Annotated in this window: 8 protein-coding genes; 5 read left to right on the top strand and 3 right to left on the bottom strand. The window is 68.6% G+C overall.

Annotated features, from left to right (window positions below):
• Positions 1-4 precede the first annotated feature (4 nt).
• On the top strand, positions 5-4,255 hold the full coding sequence (locus RO07_RS15780; protein ID WP_052267369.1) for a non-ribosomal peptide synthetase: 4,251 nt from the start codon (positions 5-7) through the stop codon (positions 4,253-4,255).
• Positions 4,256-4,421: 166 nt separating this feature from the next.
• Here RO07_RS15780 and RO07_RS15775 read toward each other — a convergent pair whose 3' ends face one another.
• Entirely contained in the window at positions 4,422-6,680 is a 2,259-nt protein-coding gene (locus RO07_RS15775) for a TonB-dependent siderophore receptor (RefSeq protein ID WP_052267368.1), read from the bottom strand.
• A gap of 179 nt (positions 6,681-6,859) precedes the next feature.
• A complete protein-coding gene (locus RO07_RS15770) occupies positions 6,860-9,466 on the bottom strand; it encodes a penicillin acylase family protein (RefSeq protein WP_472462560.1) in 2,607 nt (868 codons plus the stop codon).
• A gap of 182 nt (positions 9,467-9,648) precedes the next feature.
• Between RO07_RS15770 and RO07_RS15765 the strand changes: the two genes are divergently transcribed.
• The 4 genes from RO07_RS15765 (at position 9,649) to RO07_RS15750 (ending at position 14,720) form a co-directional block, all read left to right on the top strand.
• Complete coding sequence (locus tag RO07_RS15765; protein ID WP_039412117.1) at positions 9,649-10,452, top strand: ABC transporter ATP-binding protein; 804 nt, start codon at positions 9,649-9,651, stop codon at positions 10,450-10,452.
• Positions 10,453-10,456: 4 nt separating this feature from the next.
• Positions 10,457-12,544 carry an iron ABC transporter permease gene (locus RO07_RS15760; protein ID WP_052267366.1) on the top strand — a complete coding sequence of 696 codons (2,088 nt, stop codon included), beginning with the start codon at positions 10,457-10,459 and terminating at the stop codon, positions 12,542-12,544.
• Positions 12,534-13,544 carry an ABC transporter substrate-binding protein gene (locus tag RO07_RS15755; protein ID WP_084072641.1) on the top strand — a complete coding sequence of 337 codons (1,011 nt, stop codon included), beginning with the start codon at positions 12,534-12,536 and terminating at the stop codon, positions 13,542-13,544. Before RO07_RS15760 ends, RO07_RS15755 begins: the two co-directional genes overlap by 11 nt.
• Positions 13,545-13,607: 63 nt before the next feature.
• Positions 13,608-14,720, top strand: a complete 1,113-nt coding sequence (locus RO07_RS15750) for a GNAT family N-acetyltransferase (RefSeq protein ID WP_472462559.1) — start codon at positions 13,608-13,610, stop codon at positions 14,718-14,720.
• A gap of 21 nt (positions 14,721-14,741) precedes the next feature.
• Here the strand turns inward: RO07_RS15750 and panV are convergent, their stop codons facing one another.
• Entirely contained in the window at positions 14,742-15,413 is a 672-nt protein-coding gene (panV, locus tag RO07_RS15745) for a pandorabactin biosynthesis transcriptional regulator PanV (protein WP_039412112.1), read from the bottom strand.
• Between the last annotated feature and the right edge of the window lie 293 nt (positions 15,414-15,706).

The raw sequence follows: 15,706 nt of genomic DNA, 5'->3' as shown, positions 1-15,706 counted from the left end.
TTCGATGTCTGTCGTCAATTCCTCTCACGCCGCCGATGTGGCGTTGATGCGCCGCTTTCTCGCGCTGCCGGACGAGAAGCGCGTCGTGTTCCAGTCGCGCGCCCGCGAGCAGGGCATCGATCTCGGCAGCCTGCCGATTCCCGCCGGCCTGCGCGACGGCGCCGAGGCGCCGCTGTCGTATGCACAGCAGCGTCTGTGGGTCGTGGAGCAACTCACGCCGGGCACCGGGGCGTACAACATTCCGGCCGCCGTGCGGCTGCGCGGCAAGCTTGATGTCGAGGCGCTGACGCAGGCGTTCGCGGCCGTCATCGCACGGCACGAGGCGCTGCGCACGAGTTTTCATGAAGGGCCCGACGGTGCGCGCCAGCGCATTCACGACGACGTGCCGTTCCACCTCGCGTGCGAAGACTGGCAAGGCGACGCCGCGTCGCCGGAGGGCCGTTTGCTCGATTGCGCCCGCGCGGAAGCGATCAAGCCGTTTTCGCTCGACGCCGCACCGTTGCTGCGCGCTCGTCTGATTCGCCTGGGCGCGGACGAACACGTGCTGTTGCTCACGCTGCACCACATCGTGGCGGACGGCTGGTCGATGTCTCGGCTCGTCGAGGAATGCGCGCACCACTATGCGCGTTTTGCAGGAGCTCCCCGGCTCGGCACGGTGCTGCCGGCATTGCCCGTGCAGTATGCCGACTACGCGATCTGGCAACGCGGCTGGCTCGAAGCTGGCGAGATGGCGCGGCAACTGGCGTACTGGCGCGCGCATCTGGGCGCCGAGCATCCGGTGCTGCCGCTGCCTGCCGACCGTCCTCGTCCGGCCGTGCCGAGCGGGCGCGGCGCGACATGCGTCATGCAGGCCGACGCCGCGCTCACGAAACGATTGCGCGATCTCGCCCGGGCGCATGACACGACGCTCTATCCCGTGCTGCTCGCTGCCTATGGCGTGTGGCTCGGGCGCATTTCGGGCGTGCGCAGCGTCAACATCGGTGTGCCGGTCGCCGGGCGCGGCAAGCTGGAAACGGAGCCGCTCATCGGCTTTTTCGTCAACACGCAGGTCATGCGCGTGAGCCTCGATCCGCGCAGTACCTTCGGCGATCTCGTCGGCGCGACAAAGGCGCATGCGATCGACGCGCAGGCCAACGCCGACGTGCCGTTCGACAAGCTGGTCGAAGCGTTGCAGCCCGTGCGCGACGCCGCCGTCAACGCGCTGTTCCAGGCGAAGTTCAACCACGAGATTGCGCGCGACGCGATGCCCGAGATGGCCGGACTGCGTATCGAGCCGATGCCCGTGGCAGGGCAGAGTTCGCATTTCGATCTGTCGCTCGACACGGTGGAGCGCGGCGATACGCTGCAAATCGCCCTGACCTATGCGACCGATCTCTTCGATGCGGCGACCATCGAACCGCTGGCGCGTACGTTCTGCCGGTTGCTCGAACGGCTGTCGCAGGCGCCGGATATCCCGTTGGCGACCGTCGCGCTGGAGCCCGACGTCGCGTGCGTCACCGACGGCGAGCGCCGGACGTGGGAGACGGGCAGTGGGGGCGATTGGCTCGACGTATGGGCGTCGCGCGTGGCACAGGACGGCGAGGCGCTTGCCGTCGAGGGCGAGGACGGCGCCTGGTCGCGCCGAACGCTGGAGGCGCACGCCAATCGCGTCGCGACCGCGCTGGACGCATGCGGCGTGGGTGTCGAGGATCGCGTCGCCCTGATCCTGCCGCGCAGTGCGGGCTGGGTGGCGGCGATGCTGGGCGTGTGGAAGCTGGGGGCGGCCTACGTGCCGCTCGATCCGGCGCAACCCGCGGCGCGCCTGACACAACTGGTCGCGGCCAGCGGCGCGCGTGCGATCGTCGTGGCCGATCCGCAGGCGTTGCCGGCTGGGATCGACGCGCGCCGTACGGTCGCACTTTCCGAGGTGCTGACTCGCGATGACGCGCGCACCGAGCGGCGCAACGTCCATCCGTCTCAGGCCGCCTACGTGATCTACACGTCCGGCTCGACGGGCCAGCCGAAGGGGGTGGTCGTCGGGCGCGGCGCGTTGCACAACTATGTGCAAGGTGTGTTGACGCGTCTCTCGGCATTGCCTGCCGGTGCGGGCATGGCGATGGTGTCGACCGTCGCTGCCGATCTCGGGCACACGGTGCTGTTCGGCGCGCTGGCAATGGGGCGTGCGCTGCATCTCATGCCAAACGATGTCGCCTTCGATGCGGGCCGCTTCGCGCAGTGGATGCGCGAGCGCACGATCGGGGCCATGAAGATTGTGCCGAGCCATCTCAAAGGGTTGCTGCTCGCCGCTGGTCCCGACGTGCTGCCGCAAGACTGGCTCGTCGTGGGCGGCGAGGCGGCCGATGCCGAACTGCTCTCGTTGCTGCGCGCGCATCGTCCGGCGATGCGCGTACTCAATCACTACGGACCGACCGAGACGACCGTGGGCGTGCTGACGCACCGGGCGCCCGCGCCGGGCGACGACGTTGGCGGTGGCCGAGCCGGCGTACCGTCGCTGCTGCCGGTCGGCGCACCGTTGCCGAACGTGAGCGCCTACGTGTTGGACGACGATCTGAATCCGGTGGTGCCCAACGTGAGCGGCGAGCTGTACATCGGCGGCGCGGCGCTCGCGCGCGGCTACCTCGGCGAGCCGGGCAGGACGGCCGAGCGGTTCGTTCCCGATCCCTGGCGTCCGGGCGCACGCATGTACCGCACGGGCGATCGCGTGAAGCGCCGTGCCGACGGCGAGATCGTGTACCTCGGCCGCGTCGACGACCAGGTGAAGATTCGCGGCTATCGCGTCGAGCCGGGCGAAGTGGCGCACGCACTGCGCGCGGTGGCCGGGGTGGCCGACGCCGTGGTGCTTGTCGAGCACGATGCCCACGGACACGCACAACTGCTCGGCTGCTACACGGTGGATCCGGCCGACACTGACGTGTGCGATGCCAGCGACGTGCGTGAGGTGCGCCGCCTGCTGCAATCGCGGTTGCCCGGCGCGTGGGTGCCGGCGCGACTCGTGAGGCTGGCCGCGTTGCCGCTCACGGCCAACGGCAAGGTCGACCGACGCGCCTTGCTCGACGCCGTGGCGACGGCATCATCGCCAGTGCCGGCAGCGGCGCAGCAGGACGAACCGCGCGCAGGCGTCGAAGCGCAGATCGCCGATGTCTGGCGTGCCGTGCTCAAGACTGCCGACGTGAGCCGCAACGCCAACTTCTTCGAGATCGGCGGCGATTCGATTCTGGCGTTGCAGGTCATCGCGCGGCTCAAGCGCGGTACACCTTCGCTCAAGGTCGGCTTGCGCGATCTGATGCAGCACGGCACGGTGGCGCGTTTGGCCGAGGCGCTTGTGCCGACGGGGCAAGCGTCCCCGGCCGGCGGCACAGGGCTGCTGGTTCGCCTGAATGCGGGTGCCGGTGCCGACGTCCCGCCATTATTCTGCGTTCATCCGGCGGTGGGAACGGTGTTCGATTACCGGCCGCTCGCGCAGTCGCTGGCGAACGAGCGGGCCGTCATCGGCATTCAGTCGCGCATGTTGCTCGAACCGAACCGGCGGGATACGTCGCTCGACGAGATGGCCGATCGATATGTCGACGCGGTGTGCGCGGTGCAGCCGCACGGCCCGTATCACCTGCTCGGCTGGTCGCTGGGTGGGCCGATTGCGCTGGCGATGGCGGCACGTCTGCGTGCGACCGGCGAGCCGGTCGCGTTTCTCGGGTTGGCCGACACGTTCGTGCCGCCGGACGGTGAGGTCGTCGCGACCTCCGCGGCGCGCGACTGGACAGGTGATCTGCTCGACTACCTGGTGACGATCCTGCCGCAAGTCGATGCGCACAAACTGGAGGCCGCGCTCGCGCCGCATGCCGGGGCGCCGCTCGACGAAGGTGTGCTCGCGGCGGCCGTCGATGCGGCGTTGACGACGCATGCCGCACATGACGAGGCGCCGCACGGCAGCGCTGAGGCGTCGACAGCGGGGGCGGACTACGCGTCGCTCGGCAGAGACGAGCTGGCGCACATATTCCGCGTGACCGCGCACCTGCGCTCGCTTGCCGATGCGCACCGGCTGCGGACGGCCGATGTGCCGGTGTACGTCTGGTGGGCCGAGCGCCGTGCGTCGGCCGACCGCGCCCGGCTGGCGCGGACGCTGGGCAGCGCCCCGGTGCACGAGGCGACGGTGGCGTCGAGCCATATGCAGTTGCCGCGCTCCGCGGCGTGGATCGCCGACGTGTCGCGCGCCCTCGCCACGAGCACGGTGACCGAGCCGTGGCGGGCGACATCATGAATCGGCGGCGGGCCGTCGCGTAGTGGGGCAGGCGCCGGGATGCGGATGTTGCCCGGCGACACGCCATGTCGACGCATGGAAAAAGGGGCGGCCGGCGACGGCTGCCCCTTCTCGTTGGCTCGGCGTCCGGGCCTCGATGTCGGCCTGGACGCTGCCCTTCAAAGGCTTACCACGTGTACTTTGCCGTGCCGAGGATGGTGCGGCGCGCGCCGTAGGCGCACTGTGAAGCCGTGACACACACCACGTAGGTCTTGTCGAAGATGTTGCTGCCATCGAGCTGGAAGCGCCAGTGCTTGTCGTACTGATAATGCAGGCCGAGATCGACGAGCGTACGCGAGGGCGCCTGACCGACCGTGTTGGTCGCTTCGATGTATGTCGGCCCGACGTAGCGAATGCCGCCGTTGAAGCCGAAGCCCTTGAGCATGCCCGCGTGGAACGTGTAGTCGGCCCACAGGGCGGCGGCCGTGCGCGGCTGCTGCGGCGGCACCTTGCCGAGCAGCGTTGGATCGTTGGCCTTCGAGTTGGTGATGTTGGTGTTCGTGTACGAGCCGATCACCTTCAGGTTGTCGGTGACTTCGCCGACCGCCTCGATCTCGAAGCCCTTCGAGTGCTGCTCGCCGGTCGTCACCGAATAGGCGGTGTTGGCCGGGTCGGGCGTCAGCACGTTCGACATGCGGATATCGAACAGCGACAGCGTGACGAAGCTGTTGTAGCCGACCGGCTGGTACTTCACGCCGATCTCGAACTGCTTGCCCTTGGACGGCTTGAACTGGTTGCCGAAGCGGTCGGTGCCGACGTTGGGCTGGAACGATTCCGAGTAGCTGAAGTACGGCGCCAGCCCCATGTCGAACAGATAGGTCAGGCCCGCGCGATACGTCGCCTGCGAGTCGGACTGATTCGACGAGCGGTTCGTCAGCCGGTTGTACACGTTCTGGGCCGCCCAATCCTGACGTACGCCGAAGGTAAGCAGCCAGTGCTTGCCGTACTTGATCTGGTCCTGGAAGTACAGGCCGCCCTGCGTGTAGCGCGAGTCGGAGTCGGCCGCCTGACGCGTCAGGCCGAATACCGCCGCGCCGTAGTTCGGCGAGAAGATGCTGATCTGGTTCGCCGCGTTCGCCACACCCTGGCGCATGCTGCGATGCTCGTTGTAGTAGTAATAGTCGAAGCCGAAGAGCGCGACGTGCGAGAACGGGCCCGTGTCGAACTTCGTCTGCAACTGGTTGTCGATGGTCACGACGTCGGTCTGACGGTAATCGGCGAACGGCAGCCGGTTGAGCATCGAGGTGCTGCCCGCCGCGTAGCCGAGCCCGTAGCCATCGGTATCGACCTTGTAGTCGAAGTACGAATAGCGCGCGCTCTGCTTGAACGTCACCTGGTCGTTGAAGCGGTGCTCGATCTGGTAGCCCGCGAAGACCTGCTCCCGCTTGATGTTGTCGTAGTTTGGGTCGCCGACGAAGCGTCCGACCGGAATCTGGCCGTTCGGGTTGGGCCGCACCGTGCCCGAGGCGGGCAGGAATTGACCGAAGCCGAGCTTGTCGCGCTGATAGCTAGCCTCGAACGTGATCGTCGTCTTGTCGGTGGCCTTCCACGTGAGCGACGGCGCAATGTAGATGCGATCGTTCGGCGTGTGATCGACCTGCGTGCCGCTGTCGCGGAACAGGCCGACGAGGCGGTAGAGCACCTTGCCGTCGGCATCGAGCGGGCCGCTGAAATCGAACGCCGCCTGCTTGTTCTTGAACGAGCCGCCCGTCAGTTGGATTTCATGCAGCGGCGTGTCCAGCGGCTTTTTCGTCACCATGTTGACGAGACCGCCCGGCGTGTTCTGACCATACAGCACCGATGCCGGCCCTCGCAGAATCTCGATGCGCTCCAGTCCGTAGGGTTCCAGCTGGAACTCTGTGTTCGACTGCAAACGGGTGCCGTCCATGTACAGGCCCAGCGTCGAGGCGGAGAAGCCGCGGATGTTGATCCAGTCGAAGCGCGTCTCGAAGCCCGCGTTGTCCGGCAGCACGCCCGCGCTGTAACGCATGGCCTGACTGACGGTTTGCGCGCCCAGATCCTGGATCATCTCCTTGGGAATCACTGAGACCGACTGCGGCGTTTCGATGAGCGGTGTGTCGGTCTTCGTGCCGGTCGTGGTGCGCTTCGCGACGATGCCGTCCACCGGCCCGGCGCCGTTCTCCTGCGCACGCTCGGCACTTACCCGCGTCGGTGCGAGCGTCACGTCGCCGCCGGTCTGCGCAGGGCTCGTCTGCGCGGCTGTCTCGCCGGACGGTCGCGCGGGCGCCTGTGCATGAGCATTGACCGCAAAGACCAGCGGTGCGGCGACGAGGCCGGCGGCGAGGGCGATGTGGCGATGGATGGGACAATGGATCCGACGTCGGCTGCTGGGCGCCCGGCCACGGACGCTCCGGTTGTGCTTCATCTAAACACTCCTTGGTTCTGACTTATGAGAAAACAGAGGCGGCGTGCGCACTCGTATCCCCGGGCGCCAGCACCTAACGAGAGTGGACGATTCAAACGGCGCGATGTTTAGGTGCGCGAATGAGTCGTCGTTGCGTCGTTGCCGGGGGATTGACCGCACATTGATCGCACATCGGTCGCTCATTGACTGATGCGGCGCTCGCTGACGGTGGCGGCGGCCACGTCGGCGTCGTCGAACGGCGCGCGCTGCCAGCGCTTGTCGGCCCACGCCTGGAGCGCTGCGCCATTGCGCGGGTCGGCGGGATCGTCTGCCGGCCCGGAGGCGTCGAGCGTGGTGGCGTCGACGCCCTCGGCCGGAAACGCCACCACTTGCAGATAGGTGTCGCCGCGCGGGCTGATGTCCATGGCGTAGCGACCCGGGCCCATGCGAGCGTCGGCGCAAATCACCGAGAAGTAGCCTGCGATGTCGCAGCCTCCGGCCAGCCCGATACGTCGCCCGCCGCGCGCGGCGTGGAGCGCCTCGTCGCGGCGGCTGTCGAGCGCCAGTCCCATGCGCTGCATCTCCAGTACCGCGGCGCCGAGCGCCTGCCTGAGCGCGTCGCGCCCGGCGCTCAACGCATTGGGCGAGGTGGCGGCGTGGGCGGCATCGAAGGGCCCGGCCAATGCGCGGCGACCTGTCGGATCGACGCCGGCGAGCCGGATCCACACGGCGTCCCACAGGTTGGCGCCTCGTGATGCGCCCTCCGCGCTGCCGTCCCATGCGGCCAGCACGCGGCACGCCGGGGCGATATCGACGCTCGCCGTCGCCGCGAGCGGCTTCCCGTCGAGCGGATCGCGCGAAACTTGCACCGGCATTGAGGCGTTGGGTGCGATGGGTGCCTCGCAAGCGCGCGCGAGCAACGTCTGGCGCGTAAGCGTTGCCGAGTAGGGTTGCGCATGCAGGACGGCGTCGCGCACCGCTTGCGGGGAGATCGGGCCGCCGGCGCGCAGGGCGGCGATACGGGCCAGTCCGGCGCGGGTGCGCAGTGACAGCGGGACGTTGCTGGGCCCGAGGATGGGAATCAGATGCGGGAGAGGCGCGTCGGGGGCAGACAGCCAGGCGCTGTCGTTCATGTTGGCGACGACGGTGTCGCTCATCACGTCGGGCATCAGCGCGCGGCCCAGCGTGCCCGGCAAGGGGCTGTCGCTGGTCGTCTGCCAGGCACAGGCGCTGCGACTCCCGTCGAGGACGGGCAAACCGGGGGCCACCTTGGCAAACGCCTCGCCGGCAGGCTTCGCCGTGCACTCGGCCGCCAGCGCATCGGACACGCCGGGGACCGGGCCGATGTCGCCGTACCACACGCGCGGATCGCCCCGGCCGATGGCGAGCGTGTTGACCCATGGGTTGGCCGCGTCGGCACGGGCGTTTCTCGCCAGCGTGTCGAGCGAGTTGGCCTGCGCCATGTGCAGGTAATGCTCGAGCAGGCCGAAGTTGGCGGCGTTGGCGTCGCGCAGCACGAACGCCTGGCGCGTCGTCCATCCCAGTGCCGGCGAGATCGCGGACAGATCCACCACTGGCCCGTCGGCGTTGCGGTAGCGCGTGCGCGAGACGACCGACACGCGGCCCTGCGCGTCGCGCACGGGAATCTCGATCGTCACCTTGCGCAGCGCTTCGGTGCGACTGTCGAGGCGATACCGGGTCGGGTCGGCCGGATCGAGCGTCAGTGCCATGAGCCCGAAACGCCTTGCCGTCGAGACGGTGTGCGTCCAGGCGACCTGCCGCGTGAAACCGATCATCACGAACGGCGTGCCGAGCAGGCCGACGCCCGAGACGTCGAGCGCGCCGGGGATGGTCAGATGGGCCGGGTAGAGGCGGTCGGCGCCTTGCCAATACCAGTGCGGACTGCCATAGAGAATCGGTTGACCCTTCGCGCTCAGCTTCGCCCCGAAGGCAATGGCATTGCTGCCGATGCCGGCGTCGGCAAACGATGCCAGCGCCGCACGGGTATCGGCGTGCGAGGCGGCGTTCACCGAGGGACCTGCGGTCGCGAGTGCCGACGGCGGTTGCGCGTGGGCGATGGCGGCGATCTGGGTGGCCGAGCCGGCCGCGATCGTGGCGGCGTAGAGCCGGCGATAGACATCGGTTTCCGTGATCGGCGGTAGATCGCGCAACCAATCGGCGTTGCGGCAGGCCCCATGCCGGGTGCTGTCGGCGCCTGAGCGCAAGTCGCCCAGATAGCGGTTGATGCCTGCGGCGAACCCCTGGGCGAGCGCGCGCCCGCGCGGCGACTGTGCATCGCGGTAACGGACGAGCGTGGTGCCGTCGAAGACCAGGCGGAAGTAGAGGTCGGCGTCGAGGTTCGTGGGCTGGCCGAAGGTGGCGCGCTGTGCGACCCGGCCGTTCACGCCGAAGTTCAGCGCGCGTTCGCCGCGGAAAGTGACGACGCTTTCGGCCAGCGTGCAGAGGTTGTCTTCAGCCTGCGCGTAACCGAAGCCGTAGCCGAGGCCGCCCCAGTCGTCTGCACGGACGTGCGCCGTGCCGTCGCGGGTGCGGCGGATGTCGGCGGTGTAGTGCTGGCGCGGGGCGGGCGCCGTGGCGCCGGCGACGGCAGGGGCGTCGGCCGCAGAGGTTGGCGTCCCGGTCGAAGGCGGCGCCGTTTGCGCGCAGGCGCCCAAGGTCAGCACGAATCCCGTAGCGCACAGGCGGGCGGTCCAGGCGCCCGGGAACGAGGCGGCAGGAGCGAAGGAAGAAGCGGAGGAAGCAGGGGAAGCAACGAGGGGGGAGGACGGTGCACGACGGCGGAGCAGGCACTGCGGCAGGAGCGAGGGTGACATGGAGTAAATATGCGGGCTGGTGATACGTCTTTTGAGCGACGAACCACGACTTCAGGAGTTTAGGCGGGTGGCACCGGCCCCAGGCGCTCCCGGCGCCCACGTACCGACTTGTATTGCCCGTATCGCGCTATATGCCGCCCGTCTCCTCATTGCACATGAATGTATCCCCGACCCCGTCCGCCGGCGCGACCCTGCGCGCACAAGGACTTAGCGTTGCCGTAGGCGCGCGCAACGTGCTCGACCACGTCGATGTGACCTTCGCCGCCGGGCGCGTCAGCGCCTTGTGCGGCCCCAATGGCTGCGGCAAGAGCACCCTGTTGCGCACGCTGGGCGGCCTGCTCAAACCCGTGTCGGGCCGTGTGTGGCTCGACGACACGCCGCTCGACGCGCTGCGCGCACGCGAGCGCGCCCGGCGCATCGCCTTGCTCGCGCAGACGCAAGGCATTCCGCACGGCATGACCGTGGCCGAACTCGTCGCGTGCGGGCGTTACAGCCACACAGGCATCGGCGGGCGTCTCGGCGAGCGCGATAACGCGGCCATTGAGCGGGCGTTGAGCCTGATGGAACTCGGCACCCTGAGCACGCGCGACGTGGCCGCCTTGTCGGGCGGCGAGCGCCAACGCGCCTTCATTGCGATGGCGCTTGCGCAGGAGGGCAGCGTGCTGTTGCTCGACGAGCCGACCACCTATCTGGACGTCCGCCATCAGATCGACATCCTCGCGCGCATTCGCGAACTCAACCGCGAGACGGGTATGACGGTCGTGTGGGTGCTGCACGACCTGAATCATGCGGCGGCGTTTTCCGACGCGATGCTGCTCATGCGCGACGGCGCGCTCGTCTTCGCCGGCACGCCGGACGAGACGATGGACCCGGACCGGCTCATGGACGTGTTCGCCACGCCGATGCAGCGTGTGGACTTTCAGGGCGTGCCGATGTGCCTGCCCGTGCTGGGTGACTGACGGCATGCGCACAACCCGTACGTTGAGACTTCCTCGCCTGCTTTCCGTCCCGGCCCACGCGGCGCCGCGTCAGTACGAACGGCGCACGCGCGTGCTGTGGGGCGGCTGGCTGGCCCTGGCGTTGGCCGTGGCGGTGCACGCCTGGGCGAACGATGCGTGGCCTGGTGCGCAGACCTTCGCACTGGCATTGCAGGGCCGCCTGCATGGCGATGTTGAGCTCGACTGGCTGCTGTTTGCCGACGCCTGGTTGCCGCAGATCCGCGCGGGGCTCGCCGCCGGCGCATGCCTCGGGCTGGCCGGTGCGCTGCTGCAGACCATCACCCAGAATCCGCTGGCCTCGGGCGAACTGCTCGGCGTGTCGGCCGGTGCACAACTCGGCTTGATCCTGGCCCTGCTGGTCCCGGGCCTGGCCGTGTTGCCGATGATGCTCGGCGGCGGCGTGCTGGCGGCGCTTTTTACCTTTGCGCTGGCGGGCGGCACGCGGACCACGCCGCTGCGCCTCACGCTCGCCGGCGCCGCGAACGCGCTCGCGCTCTCGGCGTTGTGCATGGTGGCGCTCACGCTGTACACGCGGGCCGCCGTGGGCGTCGTGCAGTGGAGCACCGGTTCGCTGCAGCAATTCGGCAAGCAAGGGGCAACCGAGGCGCTCTGGCTGCTGATTCCGGCATCTCTGGCGTTGCTCACGCTGCTGCATCCGCTCGGTCTCGCGCGCTTCGGCGAATCGCAAGCCGCCGCGCTCGGTCAGCGGGTCGGAGCGGTGCGCGTGAGCGCCATCCTGCTCGCGGCCGCGCTGTCGGCCATTGCGATTGCCCTGGCCGGCCCCGTGGGTTTCGTGGGACTGGCCGCGCCGAACCTCGTGCGTCTCATGGGCGTGCACCGGCCGGCGTGGCTGGTGCCATTGGCTGCCCTGTGGGGGAGCGCCATGCTGATCGTGACGGACGCCGTGGCCCGTGCGCTCGTGGCGTTCGGCGCGTTGCCCGTCGGCGTGATGAGCGCCGTCATCGGCGCGCCGGTCCTGCTGCTGCTGTTGCGTTACGGGTTGCCCGCGAGCACTGCCGAGATGACGGCGCCGATGGCGGGCGCCAGCCGGACGCCGCGGCGCCGAGTCATGCGTACGACGGTGGCGCTCATCGCGCTCGCGTTGCTGGTCACGGTCGTGCTGACGCTCGCGCTCGGCACACTGCCATGGCCGTCCGAATGGCATTGGCGCGACGTGTTCGACGCGCGCACCGAAGCGGGTCTGCTCGTGGATCTGCGTCTGCCACGCAGCCTGATCGCGATGGGCGCGGGCGCGTTGCTGGCCGGCAGCGGCGTGCTGCTGCAGGGGACCTGTCGCAATCCGCTGGCCGGGCCGGAGTTGCTGGGCGTCAATCAGGCGGCGGGCCTGGCCGTGCTCGCGCTGCTGTTGGTGGCGCCCGAGGCCGCCGCGTATGGGGCGATGCCGGTGGCATGGGGCGCGAGTGCCACGGTGCTCGCCGTGGTGCTTGGCGTCAACGCCCGCTGGGGGCTCGCGCCCATGCGAGTGATTCTTACGGGCATGGCGATGGCGGGGCTGCTCGCGGCACTGGCCAACCTGCTCGTATTGCAGTTCCACGTTCACGCGACGCAGGCGCTGGTGTGGCTCGTCGGCAGTAGCTACGGCCAGTCATGGCACGGCGTGCGGGCATTGCTGCCGTGGCTCGTCGTGTGCCTTCCGCTTGCGGTCCATGCGGCGCGCTGGCTCGACTTGTTGAGCCTGGGCGACGAGACCGCCGAGGCGCTCGGCGTGCCGGTGGTGCGCGCGCGGCTGGGGCTGCTCGTGCTGGCGAGCGCCATGGCCGCTGCCGCGGTATCGACCGTCGGCCCAGTCGCCTACGTCGGGTTGATCGTCCCGAACGCCCTGCGCGCACTGCCATTGCCCGGCACGCGCGAGCGCCTCGTGGCCGCCACTCTGTCGGGCGCGTTGCTGCTGGGCGTGGCCGATCTGTTCGGCCGCACCTTGTTCGCGCCGCTCGATCTGCCGCTGGGCATCGTGACGGCCGCCGTCGGCACGCCGCTCTTCCTGTGGCTGCTCTCCCGCACGTTCCTGAGGTCGCACGCCCATGCCGGCTAAATTACTTCCCACTCGTCCGGCGTCGGCCGGGCGTCGCCGCTGCCTGCGCGGTCTGGTCGCCGGCGCGGCGGTCGCGACCGGCATGGTCTCGCCGCGGATACCGGCGCAGACTTATCGCGGTCTCTTCAACCGTGCGTCGCCCGACCTGCCGACGCGAGCGAGCCGGGTCGTGTCGCTCGAATTCCTGTTCACCGAATCGCTGCTCGCGCTCGACGTCACGCCCGTGGGCGTCGCGGATCCGCGCGGCTATGCGCACTGGGTCAAGTATCGGGCGGATCGGCTCGAGGGCGGCGAGACTGCCGGCGTGTCGGTCGGGACTCGCGAGCAACCCAACCTGGAGGCCATCGCTGCGCTGCGCCCCGACTTGATCGTGGCCTACGCCTATCGCCATGAACGGTTGTTCGACGCGCTGGTGCGCATCGCGCCCACCGTCGTCTTCAACGTGCAACCAGCGCCGGGCGAGGGCGACGCGCTCGATCGCATGCTGGAAATCTTCCGATCCATCGGTGGCATGACCGGCAGATCGGCGCTCGCGGCGCAGATCGTGCGCGACTGTCAGGCGCGCATCGCGAGTGCGCGAGCGCGCGCCCTGCAGGATGGATTCCGCGATGCGCCGATCGCGCTGCTCAACGCCAACGCGGGCGGCGGCAACTTCTGGGCGTACGACAACAAGGACATGATCGGCGCGCTGATCGGGCACCTCGGAGCGCGTAATGCGCTCGGCTGGCTCGACGCCCGTGCGTCGATGGTCAACCTGTCGCTCGGCGATCTGGCGCGGCATCCCGAGTGGTCGCTGATGGTGGTCGACAACGGTGCCGCGCCGGCTTACCAACTGCCCGTGTGGCGCGCGCTGCCCGCCGTGCGCGACGGGCGTGTGGCTTTCCTGCCGCCGTCGTGGGGCTTCGGCGGGCCCGTGTCGCTCGACCGGATCATCGGTCTCGTGAGTTCGGCGTTTGCATCCATGGCGCCCGCCATGCGCCGCCGCGCCGCCGGCGTCTGAAACTGACGGACGCCGTGGCGGCGTCCGGCTTGCTTGTGAGGAGAACGAATCATGCCTATCACTTTGACCGCCCCCATCGAAAACGCCGCATCGTCCGTGGCGCCAGGGCAGGACAGTCCGTACGCGCTGCACCTCGCCGACGGCCATCGCTACCACGCGAGTGGTGCGGAAGGCGGGGCTGCGCGCGCCGGGCAGGACCTCACGCTGTGGCGCGACGGATGCGCCGCTGCCGTCTTTCGCGTGAGCGAGCAGGACGGTGCCATGACGCTGCAGGCCGGCGCGCCGGCCGACCTCGCCTTGCCGGTGCAGGCGTTGCTGCCGGTGCTGGCGGCGGCGTTCTGCCATCACAAGGCATGCAAACGGGTGAACGTGGTGTGGCCGGACGCGGCGGCCGATGGCGCGCTGGCGACGTGGCTGGTGGCTGCCGTACGCGACGGCGTCGGCGAACATCTGTCGCATGCGGAAGGGGTCCGTACGCTGCATGTGAGCCGGCAGACGTTCTGGCAGCACCCGGCGCTGTGGCTGCGCGGCCCGTCCTCGGCCGGCATGGCGCAGCAGTACCGCATGAGCGATGGCAAGCGCCATCCGCTGCGCGCGCCCAAGCCGGTCGGCGAAGTCTATCGGCGGCACATTGCCCGCCTCGGGACGACCTTCAGCCTGCGCACCATCGATCAGCCGGGCGACGTGGAGAAATTCCACGAATGGATGAACCTCGACAGCGTGGCGCATTTCTGGGAGCAGACGGGCACGTTGGCAGAGCACGCGGAATATCTCGCGAAGATGCAGGCCGATCCGCACACGGTGACGCTGTTCGGCTGCTTCGACGACGAACCGTTCGCCTACTTCGAGGTGTACTGGGCGAAGGAAGATCGCATCGCGCCGTTCTGTGACGCCGCCGACCACGACCGGGGTTTCCATCTGCTCGTGGGCTCGACCCGGTTTCGTTCCCCGGGGCGCACCGAAGCGTGGCTGCGCTCGATCATTCACTACATCTTCCTCGACGATCCGCGCACGCAGCGCATCGTGGGCGAGCCGCGCATCGATCACGATCGATGGATCGCGTATATGCAGGGGCAGGGCGCGGCGCGCCTGCGGGAGTTCGATTTTCCGCACAAGCGCGCCGTGCTGATCGCATTCGAGCGCCAGACGAACTTCGAACAATACGCGCCGTGGTAACTCTGGCGGGGCTGCCGGCCATCACATCCCGAATTCGCGCAGCCCTTCCAGATCGAGGATCGTCAGCACGCCGTAGTCGACCTTCACCAGCCCTGCCTGCTCCAGCACCTTGAGCGCCAGATTCACCCGCTGGCGCGACACCCCCGCGAGGTAGCTCAACTCTTCCTGCGAAATCTGCACGGTGTTGTCGTCCGACGGGTAGAGGTTCGGATTGAACATGGAAGACAGCGAACGGGCGACACGGGCGTCCGTGTCGAGCAGCCGCTCGTGCTCGACGGCGGCGATGAACTGCCCCAGCCGCTCGTTGAGCTGAAGCGTGAGAAAGCGGTTGAACGGGATGCTGGTGTCGAGCAGCCAGTCGAAGGTGGCGATCGGCATATGGGCGAGCACGGAGTCGCGCAATGCCATGACGTCGTATTTCCGGATCTCGTGCTTGAGCACCGAACCCTCTCCGAACCACGCGCCCGCGGGCACTCCCGTGAAGGTGACCGACTTGCCGCTGGCCGACGCCGTCGTGATCTTCACCAGGCCTTCGATGACGCCGAACCACGCATGCGTGGGATCGCCCTTGCGGCAGACATAGCCGCCGTTCTCCACTGGGCGAACCTGGATCTCCGACACCACGCGTTCGCGCTGCTCGGGCGTGAGCCCTTGCGCCCACGCGCTGCGCTGCAACAGGGTTTCGAGCGACATATAGGGATTTTCCCTCGATTGTCATCCGGGTGACAAATCCGCCGTGGGCCATGAGGTATCTTGACCTTGCCAGACAACGGCGAGACACAGCAACGATGGCGTGCCTGCACGGCGCCGAAGCACAAGTATAGAAGCTGCCCGTTGTCAGGCATAGCTGTCGTCGTGGTATCGCAGGATCACAAGAAAAAAGGCGTCGTTCATCGACGTGAAATGCATAACGAGCGTGCCGCACGCACGCGCGCCGACCGAGCCACGCCACTCCCCCTCGACGGACGTCGAAACGTGGCGAGACA

The sequence above is a fragment of the Pandoraea pulmonicola genome, from assembly GCF_000815105.2.
Taxonomy (GTDB): Bacteria; Pseudomonadota; Gammaproteobacteria; order Burkholderiales; family Burkholderiaceae; genus Pandoraea; species Pandoraea pulmonicola.
The sequence above is the reverse complement of the archived record's forward strand: the minus strand, read 5'-3'. Positions and strand labels throughout refer to the sequence as shown.